The organism is Parasediminibacterium paludis (genome assembly GCF_042651445.1).
Classification (GTDB): Bacteria; Bacteroidota; Bacteroidia; order Chitinophagales; family Chitinophagaceae; genus Parasediminibacterium; species Parasediminibacterium paludis.
In genome coordinates this window covers 283,758-309,067 of the sequence record NZ_JBHSDC010000029.1, presented here as the reverse complement: position 1 = coordinate 309,067, position 25,310 = coordinate 283,758, and the positions used below count along the sequence as shown (strand labels likewise).

Sequence of the window (25,310 nt, the reverse complement as noted above, 5' to 3'; positions counted from 1 at the left end):
TTTTATTGTGATTAGTTTTTAATAAGTGTTCTAACCTCATAACTATCATCACTCTGAACAACCGCCACATAGGTATCTTTAGGAGCACTTGTAATATCTATTAACTGGTTAATATTCGTGACACCTACTGATGCTGGTATAATGGTGTTGTATGTCATTATACCATTGGTGCGATAAATCCGAATAGATATTTTTCCAGGCTGATTTAATTTAATCATAAAGTTGTAGATACCTGTGCTCGGATTAGGACCAACATTTACCTCTCTTATTGTGATATTATTGCTAACATTATTAACTGCCGAGTCTTTATTACTGATGATAACAATACCAGAATCGCTACTATTACAAACGTTTAGTGATGTTGTGTTTAGTCCTATTTGGTACTTTCCGGTATTTGAGAATTTCAAAATAAGATCACTTGTAGATTGAGATACTACTTGCGCACCGCTTGGAATAACCCACAAAGCAGTTTGAGGTGTAGGACTAGTTAAGTTAACTGCAACAATATTATCATTTATAAATCCTTGGGCACTTACTAATAATTTAGCACGTATAGCAGTGTCGGTGGTATTCCGTATATTAATACTATCGTTATAAAAACAACCATTAGCCAAGGTAATTGTAAGTCGATACAACGCAGGATTAGAGATACTCACTTTAGGCAGTGTTGACGTAAACCCACCAGCAGAAGCAGTCCAGGCATAAGTTGCAGTACCAGATACCGTGGCATCAACTATAAAATTGGTGGCTTTACAAATCAACGTATCTTTTACAATAGGGGTTCTAGCAGGTTGAGATAAAACAGTGATACTTTTTGTATTTGTACTACTGCAATTATTGGCATTTGTAATGCGATAGCTAATGGTTACAACACCTGCAGTAATACCAGATACCACACCAGTATTATTAACAGTTGCTATTGCAGCATTAGCACTACTCCATACACCACCGTTGGTCGTATTACTTAGTGCGATAGTATTTAATTGACAAACAGAAGAGGCACCTGTAATTGGTGTTAATATAGGTAAAGCATTCACGGTTATTGGCGCATTTACACTATTTACACAACCATTGATATCTGTTATGGTATATGTAATCGTTGGTGTACCCGCAGCAACACCAGTTAGCAAACCAGTACCACCATTAATAGTAGCTAAGGTTATACTACTGCTACTCCAAACCCCATTGGTTGTGTTAGAATTCAGGGTAATTGTTGAACCAACACATACAGCATTAGCGCCTGTAATAGGCGCAACAACAGGTAGTAAATTTACAGTAACCATTGTAGGAGATGAGATTGCTGAACAACCATTGCTATTGGTTACTGTTACAGAGTAATTCCCGCTATTTGATACATTAATAGATGCAGTTGTTGCACCAGTGCTCCATAGATAGCTACTGCCAGAGCTAGCAGTTAAAGTAACAGAACCGCCTGCACAGAATGTAGTAGCCCCACCTGTTGTAATTGTTGGTGTTGGGAGTGGATTAACAGTAACCGTAGTGGCCGATGATGTTGCAGAGCAGCCATTTGTATTTGTAACAGTTACTGTATAACTACCACTAGTTGATACATTGATAGAAGCAGTTGTTTCACCTGTGCTCCACAAATAACTACTGCCTGAGCTAGCAGTTAAAGTAACAGAACCGCCTGCACAGAAAGTAGTAGCGCCGCCTGCTGTAATCGTTGGTGTAGGAAGTGAATTGACAATACCATTAACAGGGACGCTTTGAGTAGTCGCACCAGTTGATGTAACCGTTATATTACCCACAGGTGTGCCTGAAGCTGTAGCAGTTAAACGAACATATATGGTAGTATTTGCCACTGCGTTGCTACTTGGTGTTAGTGTCACACTTGAAGCATAACCCGAGCCAGAAGTTAATGATATTTCGTAACCTACAGGTGCTGTCACCACTAAATTATCAGTCAAACCTGTACCACTCACCGTGAAATTTTGTGCTGCAGAAGCAGTACCAGCACAGGTTGATAAGCCACTTACTGTGCCACTAGTATTAATGGTAGATAGATTAACAGTTACTACTACAGGTGTTCTTGTTGTGCTGGGACAATTCGCTGCACCAATTATGATATCAACAAACCAAAAAGCATTGCCATCATTAAATTTAGGAATAGCATCACCGCTAACTGCCAAACCAATTGTATCAGTTGTTCCAAAAGACCTATTCAGAGGTAATACATTATAACTCGCATAAATAGGGTCACTAGCTGCTACAAAAGCGCCTATTTTATAAGTTGTACCTGCATTTAAAACTATCGGGGTAATAGGAATATCTGTCCAAACGCCGTCTGTACCACTGCATGGCTGAGACAACAATAAATTACCTGAATTATCCCAAATAGAAATTTTTGAACCAGAATATCTTCGAACCCCAGTGACAGTAATTGTAGAACTTGGCGTAAAACTGTAGCCAATAGTTTCGTCACCACCATGAGAAGTAAGTTTTATTTTATGAACTGCATTGTCAGAAAAATTATTTACTTGTTGCGCTTCAGCATAATAGGTGGTAGTGGTTGTAGGCGCTACCGAATAATTTATACCACTTGATGTAGTCGTTAATAATGTACCATTTGAAGCTGCTGTCCACCAATTAATATCATTACCAAATGAAGTGGCATTCAAATTAGAATTATTTCCTATTACTATTGTACTTGGCGTTGCTGTGACTGCAGTAGGTGCCACAGGTGGGATATTAGCCGTTCCACTCACTGCTATGTTTTGAGTAGTTGCTCCTATACTTGTAATGGCAATATTTCCAATAGGTGTACCTGTAGCAATGCTAGTTAAACGAACATATATCGTTGCATTTGCTACTGTATTGCTACTAGGTGTTAAACTAACACTTGAAGCGTAACCCGATCCAGAGGTTAACGAAACTTCAAAACCTGTAGGTGCTGTTACCACTAAATTAGCGGTTAATGCAGTACCACTTACTGTAAAACTTTGGCTTGCACTTGCTGTACCAACACAAGTAGTAAAAGTAGTCAGCGTGCTTGTTACATTTAGCGTTGCAAGCTCAGCATTGCGTAGAACCGATACGCCACTAATAGAATTCCCATAATTCGCTAATACTAGATCTGGCTTACCATCACCATCAATATCTGCAATAGCAATATCTTGTGCAGTAGCTGTTTGAAAATCTACTTTTGGTGCAAAGCTGCTCGCGCTAATACTACCGAGAGTAGCGGTATTACGCAGTATGGATACAGTATTTCCATTAGTATTTGCAACTGCTAAATCAGGTTTACCATCACCATCTAGATCACCGATGGCTACTGAAAAAGGCAGCGTGCTACCAGTCACGAAATCAACTTTAGAGGCAAAACTTGTTGAATTTATACTCCCACTTGTAGACGTATTTCGAAAAACAGATACCGTATTACTTGTCTCATTAACAACTGCCAAATCTGGTTTGCCATCACCGTCTAGATCACCAATTTTAATTGACCATGGCCTTACACCTACAGCAAAATCTACTTTAGTTGCAAAACTAGTTGCATCTATATTACCAACAGTAGATGTATTTCGTAGTATAGAAACTGTGCTAGCATTATTATTTGCTACTGCCAAATCTAGCTTACCGTCACCGTCTAAATCAGCAATAGCAACTGAATAGGGGTATGAACCCGTAGTAAAACTAACAGGTGATGCAAAGCTGCTCGCACTTAAACTGCCTGTTGTAGATGTATTACGCAATACCGAAACAACACTTGGGTTGCCAATATTAGCCGAAACCAAATCTAGTTTGCCATCACCATCCAAATCACCAATTGCAAGTGAATATAAATAATTATTAGCTGGAATATTTACGGCTGCTGCAAAACTATTGGCATCGATGCTGCCAGCGGTAGATGTATTTCGAAATATAGAAATAGTATTAGACCCATTGTTTCCAACTGCTAAATCAGGCTTACCATCACCATCAAGGTCGCCAATAGCAACAGAAATAGGATTCGTACCTGTCGCAAAATCTATCTTGCCTGCGAAACTACCAGCCTTAATACTACCACTTGTAGCTGTATTAAAATAGACTGAAATTGTATTGGCGCTATAATTTGCTACTACTAAGTCAGGTTTACCATCGCCATCCAAATCACCAACAGCAACAGACCGTGTGTCTATCCCTCCAGCAAAATCTTGCTTTGGTGAAAAATCAGCAGTTGTAATACCAGATTTAGCTGGACTAAAAATTGGATTAAAATTACTCAAACTATAACAAGCTAAACTAACATCGGTATTCAATTCAGTAATAGGTGCATATGTAGCGCCTTTAGGTACCGTTACGGTTAAACTTGTCGTAGTTGCTGCTGTAACAGCGGCTCTTGTAGCACCAAAAAATACAATATTATTAGCTGGTGTAGTACTGAAATTAGTACCTGTAATGGTAATAACATCCCCAGGTTTACCTAAAATGGGTGCAAAAGAAGTGATAGTAGGAGGACCTGCTGGCGCTGCTACAGTTGTAAAATTATTAGGATTTAATGTACTTACTGAGACATTATACGATTGATTTGCGCCAGTACCAGAATATTCGTTCACCATCATTCGATAAGTAGTACCAGCAGTTAATCCTGTAATATTAACCACAGAATCAGTTCCATTGTACACACAATACCAACCACTAGTACCTATTTGCGAACCACTACCAAATGCAGCATTGGCAGTGTAAGATGTACCGTTTTGTGGAACAGGTGTACCAGTATTGGAAGCTGTTAGAAATACTGCTCTTCCTGTACCATTACCTTTATTCCAAATAGCAGATGCAGTGGTTTGTGTAATATTGCTAAAATTGATATTGTAAGATTGTACTGATGAACCACCCAGTACCGACATGTCAAAAACATTGCTTAAACCAGTTAATATAGCAGTTTGCGAACTACCATCAAGTGCGGAGCTATAAATAGTATCCTTGGCAAACCAAAAAAGTTTATTATTTCTACCATCAACACATAGAGAAACAAAATTATAATTATTTTTTATAGAAATAATTGTTGTATCACCTGAGCCGTCCAAATTACACCTGTCAACTTTTGTATAATCCGAAAAATATATTTTTTGTCCTGGCACATCTATTTTTACCCCCCAAGCGCCACTTAGATTTGAAAATAGTGTTTTCAAATTAGCACCACTTGTATCAACTGATTTTAGTGAGCTACTCTGATCAGTAATATATAATTTATTCGTATAAGGATTGTATGCTATTCCTCTTTGCCCATAATTCTGAGTCCCGTTTAGGTGAACAACAAGATTAGTACCATCCAAATTGCAATAACCAAACCCTGATGTACCAATTATATAAAGCTTGTTGCTAGCTTCATCTATCGTGATGCCTCTAGGATTTAAACTTGACAAATCGGCTAAATCAACCACAGCAGAACCATCAAAATTCGCTCGTCGCAATTTCCTAGAGCCGCCTTCTACCCAATAAATTTTCCCAAGACCAGTTGAAATACAACTACCATCTGGGCTGCTAGCGCCAGAAACAAGTGTTTTCGACGATGTACCATCTTGAAAAGCAGAGTTCACGGTGCCATTTCCACTATTTACAAGCCAATAGATTTTACTTTGCGCTGAACTAATAGTAACGATGGCCAGTAATACAACAAGTGTGAGGGTTAACTTTTTAGTTAACATGGGTTTAGAGTTAAAAATTAAAAATATATATTATTATTTCGCCAAATATCTATATGATTGGCTTCGCATGAGGAGAGAAGGATTTTAGAGTAACTAGTTCTTAGGATTTATTCTACTGATAAAAAATACATCAATTGGGCAGTTGGCCTTGATTTTAAATAAAGCAAGACTAAAATTTTAAAAGTGGTGTTTGAAGCATTTTGCGTTAAAAAAAGCGTTTGATACAAACCACACCCCCAAAATGTTTGATATTTTAAATCTTTCCTAAAAGTAGTAATGTGAGGTATTCAAAGTGCGCCGATAAATTTTATTTGACTTTTGTCAAAAAAAATGGTGTTAAAGTGTTGTTAGAATTTTAAGTTATAAGATAGCACAACCGATGGTGTAAATAAATACTTTGCGATATCCTTAAAAAGGTAATTCCCAAAGCTTATCACTACTAAATGTTCAGAAAACTTATTTATGATAAGGCAGTTAAAGATTTTAATGCTATATGTTTATCACTAAAAAAGGATTGGTAGCGCATGCCACAATGAGGCCAATATTTATCTAGAAATTGCTTGAACACCTTCTACTGCTTAACGATTAATTAATATGAATAATTCCTCAGCAGCCTCAGAATTCATTTCTTTATAAAAATATCAAATATCAATCAGCCTAAATAATAGGAGCTGTTATAACTATGAAGTCTAACAAATTACAAAAAATGTCACCCTCAAAAAGCTTGTGTTTAAATGCGGTTCGTCATTTTATACCAATAGGTCAAAAAAGTTATGATTTTTTAATACTGCGTTTTTTGGCGCGAACCCTGCTTAATGTTTCTAAGTTGATACCTAAAAATGAAGCGATATAAGTTAATGGAATTCTATTCGCAAGATGGCTATAAGTGTTTAAGAAAAATTCGTATTTGGTATCCGCATCACTAAAACGACTCGTTAACGCCCTTACTTCGGCATCTGCATAATACTTCTCTAGAATACGCCTTACCAATATATTGACAGACGGCTCTAAATTATATAACTCATTCAATTTTTCATGACTCATAGATAATATTTCACAATCTTCAATGGCATCCATATTTTCCAAACTAGGCTGTTGCATATAATAACTGTAAATAGAAGTGACCATTTCATTTTCTACAGATATCCAAGTAATTTTTTCTTTACCATTATCGTTGACATAACCCCTTACGGCGCCTTTTGTAATGAAGTAGATATGATTGCATATATCACCAGCTTTGTGCAGCATCGTACCCTTCTTGATAGAAATAGGGTACGTATTTCGCATAAAAAAATTAGCCGAAGCATCGTTAATTTGGTAAAAAAATTTAAATGCTTCTAAAAAAGGGCGCGCTTGTTCAGGTGTTGCGTGTTTTGGTTGGCTCATTTTTCTCAGGGTTAGTGTTCTAAAACTTATTTATGAAATATTTTAAATAAATATTCTATAATATGTATTTAGAAGTAAGATATTGACAGCATTGTTGCTTTTAACATCTCCATTTTTTAGGATTTACACAAAAGTGTCAAAACATTTCTTTGTAGCAAAAAAAATGTATTAAATATTTTAAAATTTACATTGTAAAATAATAAACTATTTAATGGAGTGATAGGCAAATTCCTCAACACATTATGCTTTCAATGCAAACAGATTTTTAGATAAAAGGTATCGAAAAAATACAACAGCTAAGCCTTTAAATACTTGAAATATCTATGTAACAAATTTTTTATTTAAAAGGCTAATATGGGCAACCGATTGGTCTATTATTTTTTTAGATACAGCCATAGAAAAATCAATTTTCTTCATCATTAGATTTTTATCTCAGTAAAACCCAAGCTTTACCGTTAAAATATAACGCACAATTTTTAGGCGAATTTTATGATAATTGAAACCACTTTGGCATTATTTTTACTGCCTTTATCAAAACGTTAAACATGAATTATAAACTAGCCATTACTGCCGTAGCTATAAGCTCGGCCACTTTATTCTCTTGTGTAGGAAAGAAAAAAGTACAAGAGATGCAGGCACAAGCTGCTGCTAAGTACGACGATTTAAACAAAGCCTATCTGAAAAAAGAATCTGACCTTACTGCTTGCCTTGAAGCTAGCAAACAAAAAGGGCAACTTGCCGATGATTTAACAGCAAAAAACAAACAACTACAAACAGAAATAGATGGCCTTAATAAACAAGTAGATTATTTGAAACAAAACAACAATCAAGTACTTGGTCAGTTAAAAGACCTTTCTGTAATTACTGGCGCTCAGGCAGAAAGCATTAAGAAATCGATGGAAAACATTGGTATGAAAGACATGTATATCCAAGATCTTCAAAGCAGTATTGCTAAAAAAGATTCGTTAAACATGGCTTTAGTGATGAACTTGAAAGGCGCTATTGGCAACCTAGATGATGGCGATATTAATATTAAAGTAGATAAAAGTGCAATATTTATCGATATTTCGGACAAATTACTTTTTAAAAGTGGTAGTTATGACGTAACAGATAAAGCGAAAGTAGTGCTTGGCAAAGTAGCGAAAGTATTAAATGCACAACCAACTATTGAATTTATGGTGGAAGGTCATACGGATAATGTCACTTATAAAGGTACTGGCGAATTAAAAGACAATTGGGACTTAAGTGTAAAGCGTGCAACCACAATTGTACGATTATTACAAACTAGTTACGGTTTAGACCCTAAACGTATGACAGCAGCCGGTAGAAGCGAATACTTACCAGTAACCGACAATACCACTGCCGAAGGAAGAGCCGCTAATAGAAGAACAAGAATCGTTATTTTACCACAACTTGACCAATTCTTTAAACTATTAGAGAAAAAATAATTATACAAATAAAGTAGAACTAAAAACGCCACACAATTTGTGAGGCGTTTTTAGTTTCAGTAATGTAAAAGATTAAATCACCCATTCCACTTCGCCAAATTCAAAACAATCTTTTGCAGCACCAATGACTTCAAGTTGTCCATTGCTATTTACTTGTTTAATGGTGCAAGTAAAAGTAGCCGTGTCTTTTTTTAGTTTTACAACTTGCCCAGCTTTATATAAGTATTGATTGTATTCTGATAATAAAGTAGTAAAATCTCTATTCAATAACTGTTGATAACGATGGTCTAGCTCGTTACAAAGTTCTTTTGCCAACTTAACGGTATCAAATTGTTCGCCTGTTATCTGCTTTAGTGAAACAGGATTTTTAGCATATTCACCAAAGCTTGTTTGATTAATATTGATACCAATTCCTACCACAGCCCATTGCCACACATTACCTTTTATAATATTTTCTATTAAAATACCTGCTGCCTTTCTGTCACGCCAATAAATATCATTCGGCCATTTTACAGTCGTTTCATCGCCAGCATATTGGCTAAAAAAATCGTGGCAAGCAAGCGCAACAGCCACACTAAGTTGAAATTGTTGGTGTATGCCAAGTGCTGTACTATCTACAATTACAGATAAAATGATGTTACTACTCGGTTGTGTATGCCATTCTTTACCGCGTTGCCCCTTGCCAGCAGTTTGATGATGGGCAAAGTAAGCGGTACCATGTGCAGCCAAATTAGCTTGCAAACTGTCAATGGCATAACTATTGGTACTATAAATTGCTTCAAATTGTACAAAGGGTTGCCCTATTTTGTTTTTAGTGATGATGGGTGACAAAGAAGTATTATTTTTGATGCAAAGATAGAAGTGAGAAGTTGAGAAGTTGATGCTTAGTTTTACAGCAGTTTTAGAATAAAACAACCGCTCAATCGTCACCCAAATTACATTCATTTAAATTCATTTATTGTTGTCACAGTTGTCAGTATTAGAAACCCGTCCAAAAAGTGTAACACGCATTACGCGCAACTCAAAATTTTTCAAAGCAATTATTACGTCAATCAAAGAAAAAAAAGGCGAACATATTGTTAGTCTCGATTTACGTAAAATACCAGAAGCTGTAGCAGATTTTTTTATTATTTGTCAAGCTTCCTCTACCACACAAGTAAAAGCTATTGCAGATTTTATAGAACACAATGTAAGAGAAATATGTGGCGAAATACCCTATAAAAATGAGGGTAAAGCATCGTCTCAATGGATTTTAGTAGATTATATTAGCATTGTAGTACACGTGATGCATCCCGAACAACGTAAATTTTACAACTTAGAAGATATGTGGAGCGATGCAATAGCTCAAGGCCATGATGACTAAACTTTCACATAGCCTTTTAAACATTTTTAATAGTTAAAGCATTATTTATTCTTATAGCAAGTATTTATGGCAAAAGAAGATAAACAACCACCAAAATTCCCTTTTCAACCAGTAAATGGTAATGACGAAAAGCCAGAACGCAAAACACCAAAGTTTAGTTTATATTGGATTTATGCAATTGTTTTTGCAGTTTTAATCGGCTTCCAATTTATTGGTATGAAGCCTGAAGCAATAGCCACTACACCAGAAGAATTTTTTAGCAGTATGCTCAAAAACGGTGATGTAGCTAAATTGGATAAAGTAACCAACACCAATACTGTAAAAATTTATATCAAAGCAGATAGTATTGGCAAAAAATTTTATGTAGATAAAATTAATAAACGTTTTGATGCCGAAAAAGCAAAAACGGCGCCTGCTTTCTTTTTTAAGGTAACAGATTGGACATCTTTTGAACAAAGACTCGCCAAATTTTACGATGACAATAAAATTGATCCTATACCAGCGAATGCAATTACAGACCCAGATTGGTTTAATAGTGGCATTGTAAACATCTTAATTAGCGTTATTATGTTTGTAGGGCTTTGGGTGTTGTTAATGCGCAAAATGGGCGGTGGCCCAGGCGGGGGTGGTGGTCCTGGCGGTATTTTTAATATCGGTAAATCAAAAGCTACTTTATTCGAAAAAGGCGGCACCAAAGTAAATATCACATTTACCGATGTAGCTGGCCTAGACGAAGCGAAAGTAGAGGTAATGGAAATTGTAGATTTTCTAAAAAATCCAAAAAAATATACCGCACTTGGTGGTAAAATACCAAAAGGCGCATTATTAATTGGCCCTCCTGGTACTGGTAAAACGTTATTGGCAAAAGCAATGGCAGGTGAAGCACAAGTGCCTTTCTTCAGCCTTAGTGGTAGCGACTTTGTTGAGATGTTTGTAGGTGTAGGCGCTAGTCGTGTACGTGATTTGTTTAAACAAGCGCGTGAAAAAGCACCTTGTATTATTTTTATAGATGAAATTGATGCCATCGGTAGAGCGCGTGGTAAAAACATGATGATGAGTAATGATGAGCGCGAAAACACGTTAAACCAATTGCTTGTTGAGATGGATGGTTTTGGCGGCGATACTGGTATTATCATATTAGCGGCTACTAATAGACCTGATGTATTAGATTCAGCATTATTACGTCCAGGTCGTTTTGATAGACAAATTACCATAGACAAACCAGATGTAAAAGGTCGTGAAGCGATTTTTAAGGTACACTTATTGCCTATCAAGGTATCTGAAACGCTAGATGTATTAAAACTGGCTGAACAAACACCGGGTTTTGCTGGTGCCGATATTGCCAATGTATGTAACGAAGCAGCGTTAATTGCGGCTCGTAAAGACAAACAATCTGTTGAAATGATTGATTTTCAAGATGCCATTGATAGAGTAATTGGTGGTCTCGAAAAGAAAAACAAAATCATCGCCCCACACGAAAAAGAAATCATTGCTTACCACGAAGCAGGTCATGCAGTATGTGGTTGGTTTTTAGAACATGCATATCCTTTGTTAAAAGTAACTATTGTACCAAGAGGCACGGCTGCCTTAGGCTATGCACAATACACACCTACTGAGCAATATTTGTACAATGTAGACCAATTGATGGATCAAATTTGTATGACTTTAGGCGGTAGAGCAAGTGAGCAAATTTTCTTCGGAAAAATATCAACTGGTGCAAGTAACGACTTACAGCAAATTACTCGTATGGCTTATGGTATGGTTACAGCCTACGGTATGAGCGATAAAATTGGCAACGTAAGTTTCTACGACCCTACAACCGAAAATTCATTTACCAAACCTTTCAGCGAAGGCACTGGTAAAATAATAGATGAAGAAGTCAAAAACATTATTGATAAAGCCTATACGCAAACATTGCAACTTTTAACTGATAAAAAAGAGCAAGTTGAAATACTAGCAAAAGCGCTACTTTCAAAAGAAGTACTGCACAAAAGCGATGTAGAAGAGTTAATTGGCAAAAGACCTTTTGAATCTAAAAAAATTCTGGAAGCAGAACCTGAAATTGTTATAGCACCACCAGAATCTACCATTATTCCTATTGAAGGTGATAATACAATTGCATAACTTGAGATGACTAATTCGAGAGAAAACATTTTAAATAAAATAAGACAGGCATTGGTCAATCCAGTGCCTGTTCCTTTTGCTGGTGGTAATACGAGTGATAACGTATTTTTACCATCAGTTCAAGAATTAGAGATAGAGTTTGCTGAAAACTTTACCAAACTACTAGGTAAGTTTTCTTTTTGTGCCAATTTAAATGAAATGGCTAGTAATTTACAAATACTCGCTACTGCAAGAAATTGGAGCCATATTTTATGTAACGAAGACAACTTAAAGCAACAATTATCTGCAAGTGGTTTTACCAACTTTACTGCTACAGATTTAGCCAGTTGCGATGCGGCAATTACCACTTGCGAAAGCCTTGTAGCAAGAACCGGCAGTATGATATTGAGTGCTGCACAGCAAAGTGGTAGAAGCACAAGTGTATACGCACCTGTTCACATTTGCATTGCCTACACAAGCCAATTAGTGTACGACATCAAAGATGGTTTACAACTCATTAAAACCAAATACGGGGCAAATTTGCCATCTTTAATAACGTTAGCAACTGGCCCTAGCCGCACTGCTGATATTGAAAAAACATTGGTGGTAGGTGTGCATGGCCCAAAAGAAGTATTTTGCTTTTTAATTGATGGATAAAACCTACTGAAATACCTATACAAATTACATGGATTTACAACCCGCTAAAAAAATTTACTTTTTATCAGATTTTCATTTAGGCGCACCCAATGTGGCTGCAAGCCTAGTACGTGAAAAAAAAGTTGTCGCTTTCTTAGATGCGATTAAACATGATGCACAAATTATTTTTATCGTTGGCGATATGTTCGACTTTTGGTATGAGTACAAAACAGTCATTCCAAAAGGTTACTCTCGTATTTTTGGGAAGCTTGCAGAGTTAACAGATAGCGGTATTCAAATTGAATTTTTTGTGGGTAACCACGATATGTGGATGAATGGCTATTTTGAACAAGAGTTTAATATTCCCGTACATCATCATCCTAAAACCTACCATTTCAATGGTAAATCGTTTTATATTGGTCATGGCGATGGTCTTGGCCCTGCCGACCATGGCTATAAATTTTTAAAAAAAGTATTTCGTAACCCTATTTGCAATTGGTTATTCGGCCAGTTACATCCCTCTTGGGGCATGGGTTTGGCCAATTATTTCAGCTTAAAAAGCAAAGAACGTACAGGCACTAGCGAAGCTTTTTTTATGGGTGAAGACAAAGAGTGGCTACTTATTTACTGTAAAGAAATGTTGGCTAAACAGCACTTTAATTTCTTTGTATTTGGCCACAGACATTTACCTATCGATTATATATTATCTGAAACAAGCCGTTATATCAATATTGGTGATTGGATTACTAACTTTACCTACGCATCGTTTGATGGTATTGATGTACAACTTCACAAATGGGTAGACTAAACATATTTTTAGCAATTGTTTTTTGTGGTTATAGTTTTCAGTTGAAAGCTTTAACGGATACCACTTTGCGTATACAACATATAAAAAGTATTAATGGTAGTTTTAATAATTTCTCTGTAGATAATTTGGGTAATATTTTCCTCATTACCGCCACCAATCAAATTAAAAAACTCAACAACAATTTTGACAGTGTAGGCATATTTAACGACGTAAAACGCTACGGTAACATTTATACCATTGATGTGAGTAACCCATTAAAAGTATTGGTATATTATAAAGATTTTGCAACAATAGTAATGCTAGGTCAACAACTGAACAACAGAAATAGTATTCAACTAAGGGGACAAAATATTTTTCAGGTAAAAGCCATTGCACAAAGCTACGATAACAATATTTGGCTGTTTGACGAGGTAGATAATACACTCAAAAAAATAGACGAAAGCGGTAATCTATTGTTAGAAACCAGTGATTTTAGATTACTCTTTGAAGACAACGCTACACCGCAATCTATTATAGATATGAATGGTCTGTTGTACTTGTATAACAGCAAAAAAGGTTGGACCGTTTTCGATTATTATGGCGGACTTAAAAATCAATATCCAATTACCGATTGGCAAGATGTTCAAGTCACCGACAATTATTTGCGTGGGCACGATAGTATTTATTACTATATGGCAAACCCGAAGCAACTCCAGTACAACAATTTCAAGCTGCCCACAAACTTTACAAATGCTATAAAACTGTTATTACTCCAAAACAAAGCCTATGTTTTAACTAAAGAAGGACTAGAAATTTATAGCATTCAGTAAATTGCAACCATGCCCAACTTTTTAAATTATAGCTTTTTAGGCAATACCATTTTACAATATTCAGAAGTACTGTTTAGCATTGTAGCAGCACTCATTTTCAAGCGTTTTATCTCTAAACGTTGTGCTGTTTTATTGTACAATAAATTAGTATCTCGTAGCAATAAAAATCTACGAAAAGCAGCTTTCGTCAATCTTATTATCCCGCCACTAGATTTGTTTTTACTGTTACTTGTTTCCTTTATAGCATTGGATAAATTGCAGTACCCTGTTGAGTTAAACGTGAAGGTTTATAAAATATCGCTGTTTCAAATTGTAGATGCTGCGTGTAATATGGCTTTGATTCTATCATTTATTTGGCTATGCCTTCGTGTTATAGATTTTATGGCTATGGTATTGCACGAGAAAGCTATTCAAACAGCCGACCAAACAGACAACCAATTAATCATCTTTTTTAAAGATTTTTTCAAAGCGATTCTCATTATTGTGGGTGTATTACTCATCCTACGCTTTTCGTTTAATAAAGATATTGGCAACCTTATTACTGGTTTAAGCATTGCAGGTGCAGCCATTGCACTCGCCACAAAAGAAAGTTTAGAAAATTTAATCGCATCGTTCATCATTTTTTTCGATAAGCCATTTACTGTGGGCGACAACGTTAAAGTAAATGTATTCAGCGGTACTATCGAAAAAATAGGCTTACGTAGCACTAGAATTAGAACCGATGAAAAAACCTATATATCTGTACCCAACAAGCAAATGGTTGACAGCATTGTAGATAATATCAGCCTTCGCACCCAACGTAAAGGCTTTTTACAATTGGAAATTAGCTTGACGACTACCGCTGAACAATTACAAATAATTACGCCGAGCATTCAGCAAATTCTTCGAAAACCTGAAATTGAGAATATATCAGTATTTTTTAAAGAGACAGGTAAAAATGCGCATATTTTCGAGGTAAATTATTATACAAGGATCAATCAAACTTTGGCAGATTTTAATATGCTGCGTGAAAAAATAAACCTCGAAATTATCAGTTTTCTTAGCACCCACAATATTATCCTAGCTGGTACAAATGTTGGCATCACCAATATTAAACAACCCTAATGCTTTTACCAAAATAGTAGCTATCGTACACCAATTACGGTGCAACTTTACAGCCTAAAAACTTTCATGTGGCCTTTTTAAAATACCAAGCAGATTTTCTTTTTTCTGGAACAGAAATATTAAACAGCGATGCCGTATTAATTACCAACGAAAAAGGCATGGTTGAAACAATTACTACTGCCTCAGAAGCTGGCGATGATATTCAACAATTTCGGGGTTTACTAACCCCAGGGTTTATTAATTGCCATTGCCATTTAGAACTCAGCCACATGAAAGGTATGATACCTGAACACACTGGTTTGGTAGATTTTATTCTGAATATTTTACAGCTTAGACATAGTAGCGAAGTCGATATTTTAGAAGCAATTGCTAACGCTGAAGCCGCTATGAAAGACAATGGCATTGTGGCTGTGGGCGATATTAGTAATAATGCATTAACGCTTTCTCAAAAGTTGAGGGGCAACTTACAGTACCACAATTTTATTGAAGTGAGTGGCTTTTCGCCAGCCATCGCACAGGTACGTTTTGAAACGGCTATGGCTGTGTATCAAGCCTTTAAAACACATTTTCCTGAAAGTACTGTAATGGTTCCTCATGCACCTTATTCTGTTTCACCACAACTATTTCAATTAATTGATAGCGTTACCGCACAGCATATTTCATCTATTCATAACCAAGAAACGAAAGATGAAAATCTATTTTTCTTAACAGGCGAAGGTTTGTTTAATAAATTATACCAAGCCATCGGTTCAGATATTAGTACATTCTTCAAACCATCAGGGCAAAATAGCTTACAAACAGTTATTCCACAAATCCAATCGCCCAAAAAACTATTATTAGTACACGATACATTTACAAGCCAAGCCGATATTGATTTTTTACGTCAACAAGCGCAAGACTATGTGTTTTGCCTTTGCGCCAATGCCAACCAATACATCGAAAATCAACTACCGCCCATCAACTTATTCAGGCAAAATAATTGCAATATCGTATTGGGCACAGATAGTTTAGCCAGTAATCATCAGTTGTCTATACTAAGCGAAATACAAACCATCTCGCAGTATTTTCCAAACATTCCGTTGACTGAATTATTAAGTTGGGCAACCATTAATGGTGCTAAAGCATTGAATATGGCCAGCAAATTGGGTAGTTTTAATGCAGGTAAACAACCTGGTGTTGTATTAATAGATAGTCTTAGTAATAACGGAGGGATTACTACAAATAGCCAAGCGAAACTTATTTTACCAGCGTAAAATTAAATGGTCAAAAAACCGTTAATAAGCTAAACAATTATCGGAAGCTAGCGCATGTGTAAATTATTTTACTATTTTTGTGATTAATATCCAATACACGAAAAACTATTTGTATGAAGAAAGTATCTATAGTTGTGCTGCTAGCCACTATCGCCTTCTTTGTTGTTACAGCCCTCTCTGCCAATATCGGCACAGATTTCTTATTTAGACAAGACACTTATGGCTTCCCAAACAAATTTCTAACCATCACTTACGAAAAAGCAGCCATCACGAATTTTGATATTGATGGGCAGAATATGCTCATGAATTACGGCTTTTGCTTAGCCATTGTGGGTTGTATCAGGCTGTTATTCTTATTCATGAAAGTAAAACGCAGACCCTTAGAAACCTTAAATACTAACGCAATATCTCCTGCAAAATAGGCAAACTTCGTAGCTCGCCAAAGTCGCTAATATGTAGCGATAAAAATAGTAAATACGCATCCGATAACTGTCTGCGAACTACTTTATTCAGCTTTATATCTTCAAGGCTATTGTAAAAAAGAATGTTAGTTAGCTCGCTTGTGATAGCAGCTAGTTCACCAGAAATATAGTGCTGGTGTACAGGTATATCTTCAGTAAATCTACCCTCTACAAGATCTAATACAGGTGTTTCTAAGCTATACGCACCTTGCAATTCAAAGCCCAATTCGCCCGCCAAATGCAGTGTAAAATAGAGCGGCAAATTCGCCGTAAGTGTGGCATTTCCTCTATCTAATTGCTTTAATGTATCTTCAATTAAATAGAATAATTCGGGGTTTGCTTCAGGTTCTTTTAAGCTATGTTGCAACAACTCTACCACGTACAAGGCTACCGTATTTTTTACTACGTCAAATAAAACTGTTTCGTACAAATAAGCCCAAGAATAGTCTTTTACAAATTGTAAATGTTTTTGCACATTATGATAAACCGTCATATCTAACATAGACGCAGGTTGAAAATAACTCGCTTTTCCTTGCGACTTTTTAGACGATTGACGCACGCCTTTTACCAAATAACTCTGCACACCAAACAGTTCAGTGTAAACAGTCGCAATGACACTTGTATCGCCATATTTTACAGTGCGCAGCACGATGCCTTTGGTATTATGTAGTTGCATAATTAACGATACTTTCTTATTTGTAAATGAGCAAATTCAAGCCATCATTGCTATCATTCAAATCATTTCAGTCACAAATATTGCAAGCTACTCCCTTACTTTTGTTCCTCAATTTTTTTTATGAGTAAACAAGCTTTTATTTTCCCTGGTCAAGGTTCTCAGTTCAGTGGCATGGGTAAAAATCTATTCGAGACAAACCCTTTAGCCAAAACATTATTTGAACAAGCAAACGATATTTTAGGCTTTTCTATCAGCAACATTATGTTTACTGGTACCGATGAAGCCCTTAAGCAAACCAATGTTACACAGCCTGCCGTGTTTTTACATTCAGTTATTGCCTACAAAACTATTGATGGTGCTACACCCGATATGGTAGCTGGTCACTCTTTAGGTGAGTTTTCGGCATTGGTGGCAAATGGTACGCTAGCATTTGAAGATGCTTTAAAGCTCGTAAGTATTCGTGCCAATGCCATGCAAAAAGCTTGTGAAATAAACCCTTCTACCATGGCGGCAGTTTTGGCTTTAGCCGATGATAAAGTAGAAGACATTTGCGCAGCAATACAAGCAGAAACTGGCGAAATAGTAGTAGCTGCTAACTATAATTGTCCTGGCCAATTGGTAATTAGTGGCTCATTAAAAGGCATAGAAATAGCTTGCGAACGTTTGAAAGCTGCTGGCGCAAAACGTGCGTTGGTATTACCTGTTGGTGGTGCGTTTCACAGCCCATTAATGGCACCTGCAAAAGCCGAATTAGCCGCTGCTATTGAAGCAACAACTTTCAATATGCCTACTTGCCCTGTGTATCAAAATGTGGTGGCAGAAGCCGTTACCAATCCTTTAGAAATCAAGCAAAACCTAATTGACCAATTGACTGGTGCTGTTCGCTGGACACAAAGTGTACAAGCCATGGTGGCAGACGGTGCTACTAACTTTACAGAAGTAGGTCCGGGTAAAGTATTACAAGGTTTGGTGCAGAAAATACACAAAGAGTCTGTGGTTGCTGGTGTAAACTGATTTTATTAAATCTATATAATTATCAATAAAAAGGTTACTTTATCAGTTAAGTAACCTTTTTTATTGCATTAGCACAAACGCATATACTTATGTGATGCCCCTATAACTTAGCTTTTACATTCAAAGCATCTCTTAGGCCATTGCCTAATAAGTTAAAAGCTAGCACTAGTTGCATAATGGCAATGCCTGGGGCTAAAGCCAACATAGGGTTGTGTGTAATAATAAAGTTGTAATTCTCTTTTATCATTAACCCCCAACTAGGCTGTGGCGGCTGTACGCCTACGCCTAAAAAACTTAACCCCGCTTCTATCACTATGGCCGAGGCAAAATTACTAGCCGCAATTACCATTACGGGACCCAAAATATTGGGCAAAATATGTTTTACAATGGTTCTTGTATGGCTATAACCAAGCGCCCTTGTGGCTTCTATGTATTCTAATTCTCTTACGGCTAATACTTGCCCACGTACCAGACGGGCCACATTTACCCACATGGTTAAACCTACAGCAATAAATACTTGCCAAAAACCTTTTCCCAATACCAAGGTAATGGCAAATACCAATAACAACGTAGGAATGCTCCAAATAACATTGGTAAACCACATCACCGTATCATCTACCCAACCTTTAAAATAGCCAGCTATTGCCCCTAAGAAAATACCTATTGATAAGGAAATAAGCACCGCAATTAAACCCACACCAAGGCTCACTCTTGTACCTACAATTAGCCTGCTTAAAATATCTCTACCAAATTTATCAGTACCTAAAAAATAGGTTTGTTTCGTAATATTTTGACTAATAATTATGCTATTTTTTATGGTTTTGCGCTCTGTAATACCATCATCTACAAATTGCTCGTACACTAGACTATCACTTTTTATAGCATAGCTAGCTACTGGTACAAACTGTACATTATCGATAGTACCATTAAACAATTGCGTGAAAAAAGAGGTATGCACTTGTTGCTCTTTGGGTATTCTTAAAAATTCTATGCTAAAACCAGGTTGTTTACTACCTATTTGAGGAATTATACGGTTAGCATTACTAGAATTATCTGGGGCTAAAAAATAAGCGAATACGGCAAGCAGCAAATTAATTACGATTAGTATCAAACCAATTGTAGCGCCTTTCTTTTTAAAAAGGCGTTTACTGAAAGCACTATTATTTTTAATTTTTTGCACAAGATGAAGATAATTGCTTATTAAAAATTTACGCTAACAAATTTTTTTGAATGATTTAAACGATAATTCACGGAACAAGTCAAACATAAAAATAAATAACATGAAAAACATGCTACTTCTACCAATTTTATTGATTGTAATGGTTGCTATGATTATTTATGCATGGATGCCAGAAAGCGATAAAAAATGGTTCAGCCGTTCCTAACTATTTCACGGTTCGCCCTTTCCACTGATAATTGCCAAATAATCCAAATGTACCTGCCATAGCAGTGTATACGATATGGGGAAATTGTAATAGCAAGTGCCAAGGGCGCATTTCTATTTTAAAAAAAGCCGCAATATCTAAAGCAAATAAAGCCTCTACAAAGGTTTTTGTAGCAAGCAGCCCTAACCAATACCATAATACCATTGGTTGCCAGAATGCCAATATTGGCATCATCATTAGCCCTATATTTAATATTAAAATAGCCCATAGTATTACTACAATACGAATATCTTGATAGCTATTGGTTTTACTAGCCCATCTTATTCGCTGGTTTAAAAAACTACGTACCGTAGGCATCGGCAAAGTAGCTATTACCGCTTGCGGATGATACAGGAAACCAATACGTTTTGGGTATTTGTTTTGTATCTTATTCATTAAAAACATATCATCACCACTCGCTATTTTATCTACGTGTTTATACCCTTCTACCTCGTAAAACACGGTTTTCTTAAACGCTAAATTGGCACCATTACACATTGCATGAAAGCCCGCCGATACGGATGCAGCCGTAATGCCTTGCAAGGCCATAAAATCTATACACTGAAACGCAGCTAATACCGAGCCATCGTTTGTAAATACAACGGGTGCACCTACAAATACGACATCGTTACTTACAATATAATCATTATACAAAATAAGCCAATTGGGTTGGGCGATACAGTCTGCATCAGTAGTCACAATCCAATCGTTCGTAGCTCTGCCTATGGCAGTTTCTATAGCTTTCTTTTTATAAGAATTTAGTTGTTGGTCAAATACAATATCGGCTAATTGTATCAGCTGTATATTATTATTGCTAGCTTGTAATGCTTGTACTATGGCAGCAGTTTCGTCGGTTGAATGATCGTCTATTACGATTATTTCGTATAAATCACTTGGATAGTTTTGCTGTAAAATAGAAGATAGGCAGTTACCAATGTTGGCTGCTTCGTTGCGAGCGGGGATAATAATGGTAAAATTGGTTCTTGGCTGTGGCTGTTGTGGCTGGTACACCTTTAATTTTAAAAACCAATGGCGATAGGTAAGCATGATAAATAAATACATTATCAGCAGCAACACCATCATAACGATAAATACTATCATAGTAACAAAGAAACAATTTAGCCCCAATAAACCTCATAAAATTTAACAACTAAATGCTTGGGCATTTGAAAAAGGTTTCTATCTTTGATTAGTTGCATAAACAACTATATGTCAAACAACCAATTTAGAAGAGGAGAATTGTATAGTGTCATAAACGGTATGGCTAGTACCGCCGTTGCCCGACGCTTACAAAAAAACTTTAGAACCGCAGGCCTTGAAATTACGATAGAACAATGGAGCGTATTATACCATTTGTGGAAAGAAGATTGTTTGAGTCAACAGGAACTGTGTAACCGCACTTTCAGAGACAAGCCAAGTATTACGAGATTGATAGACAATTTAGAAAAACAACAATTGGTGAAGCGGACTGCTTCTTCAACCGATAGGCGTATTAATTTAGTGTGTCTTACCGATAATGCAAAAGGTTTACAGCAGCAAACCATCGACCTTGCCAACCAAACCATGAGCGAAGCGCTGGTTGGTGTAAGTAAAGATGAAATTGAAGTAGTGAAAAAGGTATTTCAGCAGGTGTATGATAATTTGGTCTGAATAAACCCAACGCCTGATAGGGAGTAATTAATGTAACTTCTAATTAAAACGAAACATATGAAAACGCAACACATTATTCAATTATTCTTCACCCCCATACAAGGGCAAGGGGTATCCCTAAAAGGTGGTGAATGGATTATTAAGGAAAGTTTACCACAAGATACTTTCATTCCAGAAGAATTTGATGAGGAACAAACCATGGTGAAGGATATGTGTCACCAGTTTTTACATACTGAGATAGACCCAATACTAGATCGCATAGATAAAATGGAGCCAGGTTTGATGCCTTCGCTGATGGAAAAAGCAGGAGAACAGGGTTTATTATCTACCTCTTTTCCTGAAAGTTTGGGTGGCTTGGGTAAAGATTTTATTACTTCTACCATTGTGAACGAAGGTCTTGGTGGTGGCTACTCGTTTAGCGTAGCTATTGCTGCACATACAGGCATTGGCTCGTTACCTATTTTGTACTTCGGTACCGAGGAACAAAAACAGAAATACATACCAAAGCTAGCAAGTGGCGAATGGAAAGGTGCTTATGGGCTTACCGAACCCAATAGCGGTAGCGATGCTCTTAGTGCAAAAACCACGGCTGTACTCAGTGAAGATGGTAAATACTACTTACTAAATGGACAAAAATGTTGGATTACCAATGGTGGTTTTGCAGATGTGTACACCGTATTTGCCAAAATTGATGGCGATAAATTCACAGGTTTTATAGTAGAGCGTGGTTTTGAAGGCTTTACTCAAGGACCAGAAGAGCACAAAATGGGCATTAAAGGTTCTTCTACTGTGCAATTATATTTTCAAGACTGCAAAGTACCAGTCGAAAATCTGTTAGGCGAGATTGGCAAAGGACATATTATTGCTTTTAATATCTTAAACATTGGTCGCTTGAAGCTAGATGCCGCCACCCTTGGTGGTGCTAAGCGTGCTGCCGATACAAGTGTGCAATATGCCAATACAAGAGAACAGTTTAAACTACCTATTTCTAAGTTTGGTGCTATTAGGCACAAGCTAGCCGATATGTGCATTAAGCTATGGGTATGCGAAAGTGCCTTGTATCGAACAGCGAAGTGGATAGACGACACCGAAAAAGCCCTTGAAGCAAGTGGCACACCATTTAACAAAGCCCTTTTAGGCGCAGCCGAAGAATTTGCCATTGAGTGTGCAATGCTAAAAGTATATGGTAGCGAAATGCTTGACTTTGTAGTAGATGAAGGCGTACAAATACATGGTGGTAATGGCTTTAGCGATGAATACTTAATTAGTAAAGCTTATAGAGATAGCCGTATCAATCGTATTTATGAAGGTACAAACGAGATTAACCGCCTATTAACGGTTGACATGGTACTTAAACGTGCCATGAAAGGCAAGCTAGACTTGATGGGCCCTGCAATGAACGTACAGAAAGAACTGATGAGTATTCCTGACTTTGGTAGCGAAGACGAAGGGGCTTTTGCAAAAGAATTAAAATATATTACCAACTTTAAAAAGGCTATTTTAATGGTAGCAGGTGCTGCGGTGCAAAAGCTGATGATGAGCTTAGATAAAGAGCAAGAAGTTCTGATGAACATAGCAGATATGGCTATTGAAACTTTCCACGCTGAAAGTGCTTTGCTACGATTAATGAAACTGGCCGACAGAAACGGCGAAGCCACTACTACTCTACAAGCAGATATTGTAAAAACCTATATTTACGATGCTGCCGATAAGATTAATAAAGCGGGCAAAGATGCACTTAACAGCTTTGCTGAGGGCGATGAACTACGCATGATGCATATAGGCTTAAAACGCTTTACCAAGGTAGAACCATTTAATAGTAAAGATGCTAGAAGACGCATCGCTGCTAAGATGATAGCAGATAATAAATACAGCTTTTAAGATACTCGTACAACTATTTATAGAAGCGGCTAGTGTAACAACTAGTCGCTTTTTTTATGATCTCTGGTACTGTGAGGCGAAGCTAGTAGCACCCATATTATTCCTTAAGGTGGGAAAAGTGAATGCAATGGCGAGGGGGATCATCAACAGACAATATTAACTATACGGTTAGCCATTTTGGTTACCATCACTACTTTACTTTATCTGATTTTGTTTTGAGATTTATTCAAAGCTTTGGGGTAGAGCTACCATTTTTTGGTAACTTTATTTATACCTGTATATGAGCTATTTCATACTTTATCTATACCTCATCTATACCTTATCTATACTTTATCTATACTGTATCTATGCCTTATACATACCTTACCTACGAAGGATGAACCGTCGTATTAACAATTGTCTTCTATTACATCTTTCTTAAATTGACTGATCATTTTTTTCATGCCCTTTAGTTGTTTGATACGGTCTTCAATAGCTGCTAGTTTCTCATCTAATACAGCCAATTTTTCAGCCATTGTTATTTGGTTGTTGTACCAAGCATCCATCAATTGGCCAATTTCACTAATGGTAAACCCTACTGATTTCGCATCTTTTATTAATGCTAATTTCTCAACTGTTTCTTCATCGTAATGAAAATAATTGTTAGACGTTACCTGTTGATCGCGTTTCCCTTTTATCAAGCCTGATTTTTCGTAAAACCGAATGGTATGCACAGTGATACCTGTTTGTTTCGCTAATTCGTTTATTAACATTTTGCAAAGATACACTGTTGAAAAATAAACTACAAGTATAGACTATACTCTAAGGTTGTGGGTATAAACGTATCCCGCTATTTTTGTAACCAATCATCAAAATCATTCATTATGGCAACAGCACTTATTACAGGCGCATCCAACGGTATTGGTTTAGAACTAGCCAATATCCATGCTTCAAAAGGTGGCGATTTGGTTTTAGTAGCAAGAAGTAAGGAAAAGCTAGATGCACTAAAAACTACGCTTGAACATCAGTACAACATAAAAGTGTACACCATAGGAAAAGACTTATCTGTACTCAATGCAGCCCAAGAAGTCTATGCTGAAACGTCTCAGCAAAATATTCAAATAGACTACTTAATTAACAATGCAGGCTTTGGTGATTATGGCATGTTTGTAGATGCGGATTGGAACAAAACACTGCAAATGATTAATTTAAATATGACCACTCTGACGCATTTAACCCAACTGTACTTGCAGGATATGGTGGCACGTAAACAAGGTAAAATCATGAATGTGGCGTCTACAGCTGCCTTTCAGTCTGGCCCCACCATGGCGGTGTATTTTGCTACCAAAGCTTATGTACTTAGTTTTTCTGAGGCTGTAGATAATGAAGTAAGAGACAAAGGCGTTACCGTGACCACGCTTTGCCCGGGCGCAACAGAGAGTGGCTTTCAGGCAGTTGCTGCGATGGAGGACAGCAATTTGGTAAAAGGGAAAAAATTACCTAGTTCCAAAGCCGTTGCCGCGTATGGCTACGCAGCTATGCTAAAAGGCAAAACTGTTGCTATCCATGGTTTTATGAATTGGATAATGGCTCAATCGGTGCGCTTTACACCAAGAGCATTGGTAGTCACCATCACGCGAAAAATTCAAGACAAATCAAAATGA

20 protein-coding genes are annotated in these 25,310 nt (G+C 36.8%); 13 read left to right on the top strand and 7 right to left on the bottom strand.

All coding sequences use genetic code 11. The features are described from left to right. Positions 1-11: 11 nt before the first annotated feature. Both ACFOW1_RS15180 and ACFOW1_RS15175 read right to left on the bottom strand, forming a co-directional pair. The gene (locus ACFOW1_RS15180) at positions 12-5,651 is read right to left on the bottom strand and encodes a beta strand repeat-containing protein (protein WP_379015444.1); all 5,640 of its coding nucleotides are present in this window, start codon (positions 5,649-5,651) and stop codon (positions 12-14) included. Between the two features lie 771 nt (positions 5,652-6,422). After that, on the bottom strand, positions 6,423-7,037 hold the full coding sequence (locus ACFOW1_RS15175) for a Crp/Fnr family transcriptional regulator (RefSeq protein ID WP_379015442.1): 615 nt from the start codon (positions 7,035-7,037) through the stop codon (positions 6,423-6,425). Between the two features lie 545 nt (positions 7,038-7,582). Here ACFOW1_RS15175 and ACFOW1_RS15170 point away from each other — a divergent pair. Next, positions 7,583-8,485 (top strand): OmpA family protein, encoded by a 903-nt coding sequence (locus ACFOW1_RS15170; protein WP_379015441.1) that lies wholly within the window; start codon positions 7,583-7,585, stop codon positions 8,483-8,485. A 72-nt stretch (positions 8,486-8,557) separates the two neighbouring features. On the opposite strand, the gene ACFOW1_RS15165 is transcribed toward ACFOW1_RS15170, so the two are convergent. Further along, entirely contained in the window at positions 8,558-9,430 is an 873-nt protein-coding gene (locus tag ACFOW1_RS15165; RefSeq protein ID WP_379015440.1) for a biotin--[acetyl-CoA-carboxylase] ligase, read from the bottom strand. 16 nt (positions 9,431-9,446) lie between these two features. Here ACFOW1_RS15165 and rsfS point away from each other — a divergent pair, with 16 nt between their 5' ends. The 8 genes from rsfS to ACFOW1_RS15125 all read left to right on the top strand — a co-directional run bounded on the left by rsfS (position 9,447) and on the right by ACFOW1_RS15125 (position 16,983). Beyond that, the gene (rsfS, locus tag ACFOW1_RS15160; protein ID WP_379015438.1) at positions 9,447-9,848 is read left to right on the top strand and encodes a ribosome silencing factor; all 402 of its coding nucleotides are present in this window, start codon (positions 9,447-9,449) and stop codon (positions 9,846-9,848) included. Positions 9,849-9,914: 66 nt separating this feature from the next. After that, positions 9,915-11,972, top strand: coding sequence for an ATP-dependent zinc metalloprotease FtsH (ftsH, locus tag ACFOW1_RS15155; protein WP_379015437.1), 2,058 nt, complete (start codon positions 9,915-9,917; stop codon positions 11,970-11,972). A gap of 6 nt (positions 11,973-11,978) precedes the next feature. Continuing rightward, entirely contained in the window at positions 11,979-12,608 is a 630-nt protein-coding gene (locus ACFOW1_RS15150; protein ID WP_379015436.1) for a LutC/YkgG family protein, read from the top strand. Positions 12,609-12,636: 28 nt separating this feature from the next. Then, positions 12,637-13,395 carry a UDP-2,3-diacylglucosamine diphosphatase gene (locus tag ACFOW1_RS15145; protein ID WP_379015435.1) on the top strand — a complete coding sequence of 253 codons (759 nt, stop codon included), beginning with the start codon at positions 12,637-12,639 and terminating at the stop codon, positions 13,393-13,395. After that, positions 13,383-14,204, top strand: coding sequence for a hypothetical protein (locus ACFOW1_RS15140; protein ID WP_379015434.1), 822 nt, complete (start codon positions 13,383-13,385; stop codon positions 14,202-14,204). Before ACFOW1_RS15145 ends, ACFOW1_RS15140 begins: the two co-directional genes overlap by 13 nt. 9 nt (positions 14,205-14,213) lie before the next feature. Continuing rightward, the gene (locus tag ACFOW1_RS15135) at positions 14,214-15,308 is read left to right on the top strand and encodes a mechanosensitive ion channel family protein (protein ID WP_379015432.1); all 1,095 of its coding nucleotides are present in this window, start codon (positions 14,214-14,216) and stop codon (positions 15,306-15,308) included. Positions 15,309-15,376: 68 nt separating this feature from the next. Beyond that, on the top strand, positions 15,377-16,561 hold the full coding sequence (locus ACFOW1_RS15130; RefSeq protein ID WP_379015430.1) for an amidohydrolase family protein: 1,185 nt from the start codon (positions 15,377-15,379) through the stop codon (positions 16,559-16,561). Between the two features lie 113 nt (positions 16,562-16,674). Next, positions 16,675-16,983, top strand: a complete 309-nt coding sequence (locus ACFOW1_RS15125; protein WP_379015428.1) for a hypothetical protein — start codon at positions 16,675-16,677, stop codon at positions 16,981-16,983. Here ACFOW1_RS15125 and recO read toward each other — a convergent pair. Beyond that, a complete protein-coding gene (gene recO / locus ACFOW1_RS15120) occupies positions 16,958-17,698 on the bottom strand; it encodes a DNA repair protein RecO (RefSeq protein WP_379015427.1) in 741 nt (246 codons plus the stop codon). The two genes, ACFOW1_RS15125 and recO, sit on opposite strands and share 26 nt — an antisense overlap. A gap of 120 nt (positions 17,699-17,818) precedes the next feature. Here recO and fabD point away from each other — a divergent pair, with 120 nt between their 5' ends. After that, positions 17,819-18,712, top strand: a complete 894-nt coding sequence (gene fabD, locus ACFOW1_RS15115; protein ID WP_379015425.1) for an ACP S-malonyltransferase — start codon at positions 17,819-17,821, stop codon at positions 18,710-18,712. A 100-nt stretch (positions 18,713-18,812) separates the two neighbouring features. On the opposite strand, the gene ACFOW1_RS15110 is transcribed toward fabD, so the two are convergent. Then, a complete protein-coding gene (locus tag ACFOW1_RS15110) occupies positions 18,813-19,892 on the bottom strand; it encodes an ABC transporter permease (RefSeq protein WP_379015424.1) in 1,080 nt (359 codons plus the stop codon). Between the two features lie 205 nt (positions 19,893-20,097). Continuing rightward, positions 20,098-21,237: a glycosyltransferase gene (locus ACFOW1_RS15105; protein ID WP_379015423.1), complete on the bottom strand. Its 1,140-nt coding sequence runs from the start codon at positions 21,235-21,237 to the stop codon at positions 20,098-20,100. 108 nt (positions 21,238-21,345) lie between these two features. Between ACFOW1_RS15105 and ACFOW1_RS15100 the strand changes: the two genes are divergently transcribed. Together ACFOW1_RS15100 and ACFOW1_RS15095 are read left to right on the top strand one after the other, a co-directional pair. Further along, the gene (locus tag ACFOW1_RS15100; protein WP_379015422.1) at positions 21,346-21,786 is read left to right on the top strand and encodes a MarR family winged helix-turn-helix transcriptional regulator; all 441 of its coding nucleotides are present in this window, start codon (positions 21,346-21,348) and stop codon (positions 21,784-21,786) included. Positions 21,787-21,843: 57 nt separating this feature from the next. Then, the gene (locus tag ACFOW1_RS15095; RefSeq protein ID WP_379015421.1) at positions 21,844-23,667 is read left to right on the top strand and encodes an acyl-CoA dehydrogenase family protein; all 1,824 of its coding nucleotides are present in this window, start codon (positions 21,844-21,846) and stop codon (positions 23,665-23,667) included. A 389-nt stretch (positions 23,668-24,056) separates the two neighbouring features. Here the strand turns inward: ACFOW1_RS15095 and ACFOW1_RS15090 are convergent, their stop codons facing one another. Next, complete coding sequence (locus ACFOW1_RS15090; RefSeq protein ID WP_379015419.1) at positions 24,057-24,419, bottom strand: MerR family transcriptional regulator; 363 nt, start codon at positions 24,417-24,419, stop codon at positions 24,057-24,059. Positions 24,420-24,530: 111 nt separating this feature from the next. On the opposite strand from ACFOW1_RS15090, the gene ACFOW1_RS15085 reads away from it, so the two are divergent. Further along, positions 24,531-25,310 (top strand): SDR family NAD(P)-dependent oxidoreductase, encoded by a 780-nt coding sequence (locus ACFOW1_RS15085; RefSeq protein WP_379015417.1) that lies wholly within the window; start codon positions 24,531-24,533, stop codon positions 25,308-25,310.

What these genes read in the sequence shown, in the direction of transcription:
- ACFOW1_RS15180 (WP_379015444.1), bottom strand. Translation starts at nt 5,651, where the DNA reads ATGTTAACTAAAAAGTTAACCCTCACACTTGTTGTATTACTGGCCATC.
- ACFOW1_RS15175 (WP_379015442.1), bottom strand. Translation starts at nt 7,037, where the DNA reads ATGAGCCAACCAAAACACGCAACACCTGAACAAGCGCGCCCTTTTTTA.
- ACFOW1_RS15170 (WP_379015441.1), top strand. Translation starts at nt 7,583, where the DNA reads ATGAATTATAAACTAGCCATTACTGCCGTAGCTATAAGCTCGGCCACT.
- ACFOW1_RS15165 (WP_379015440.1), bottom strand. Translation starts at nt 9,430, where the DNA reads ATGAATGTAATTTGGGTGACGATTGAGCGGTTGTTTTATTCTAAAACT.
- ftsH (WP_379015437.1), top strand. Translation starts at nt 9,915, where the DNA reads ATGGCAAAAGAAGATAAACAACCACCAAAATTCCCTTTTCAACCAGTA.
- ACFOW1_RS15150 (WP_379015436.1), top strand. Translation starts at nt 11,979, where the DNA reads ATGACTAATTCGAGAGAAAACATTTTAAATAAAATAAGACAGGCATTG.
- ACFOW1_RS15145 (WP_379015435.1), top strand. Translation starts at nt 12,637, where the DNA reads ATGGATTTACAACCCGCTAAAAAAATTTACTTTTTATCAGATTTTCAT.
- ACFOW1_RS15140 (WP_379015434.1), top strand. Translation starts at nt 13,383, where the DNA reads ATGGGTAGACTAAACATATTTTTAGCAATTGTTTTTTGTGGTTATAGT.
- ACFOW1_RS15135 (WP_379015432.1), top strand. Translation starts at nt 14,214, where the DNA reads ATGCCCAACTTTTTAAATTATAGCTTTTTAGGCAATACCATTTTACAA.
- ACFOW1_RS15125 (WP_379015428.1), top strand. Translation starts at nt 16,675, where the DNA reads ATGAAGAAAGTATCTATAGTTGTGCTGCTAGCCACTATCGCCTTCTTT.
- recO (WP_379015427.1), bottom strand. Translation starts at nt 17,698, where the DNA reads ATGCAACTACATAATACCAAAGGCATCGTGCTGCGCACTGTAAAATAT.
- fabD (WP_379015425.1), top strand. Translation starts at nt 17,819, where the DNA reads ATGAGTAAACAAGCTTTTATTTTCCCTGGTCAAGGTTCTCAGTTCAGT.
- ACFOW1_RS15105 (WP_379015423.1), bottom strand. Translation starts at nt 21,237, where the DNA reads ATGATAGTATTTATCGTTATGATGGTGTTGCTGCTGATAATGTATTTA.
- ACFOW1_RS15100 (WP_379015422.1), top strand. Translation starts at nt 21,346, where the DNA reads ATGTCAAACAACCAATTTAGAAGAGGAGAATTGTATAGTGTCATAAAC.
- ACFOW1_RS15095 (WP_379015421.1), top strand. Translation starts at nt 21,844, where the DNA reads ATGAAAACGCAACACATTATTCAATTATTCTTCACCCCCATACAAGGG.
- ACFOW1_RS15090 (WP_379015419.1), bottom strand. Translation starts at nt 24,419, where the DNA reads ATGTTAATAAACGAATTAGCGAAACAAACAGGTATCACTGTGCATACC.
- ACFOW1_RS15085 (WP_379015417.1), top strand. Translation starts at nt 24,531, where the DNA reads ATGGCAACAGCACTTATTACAGGCGCATCCAACGGTATTGGTTTAGAA.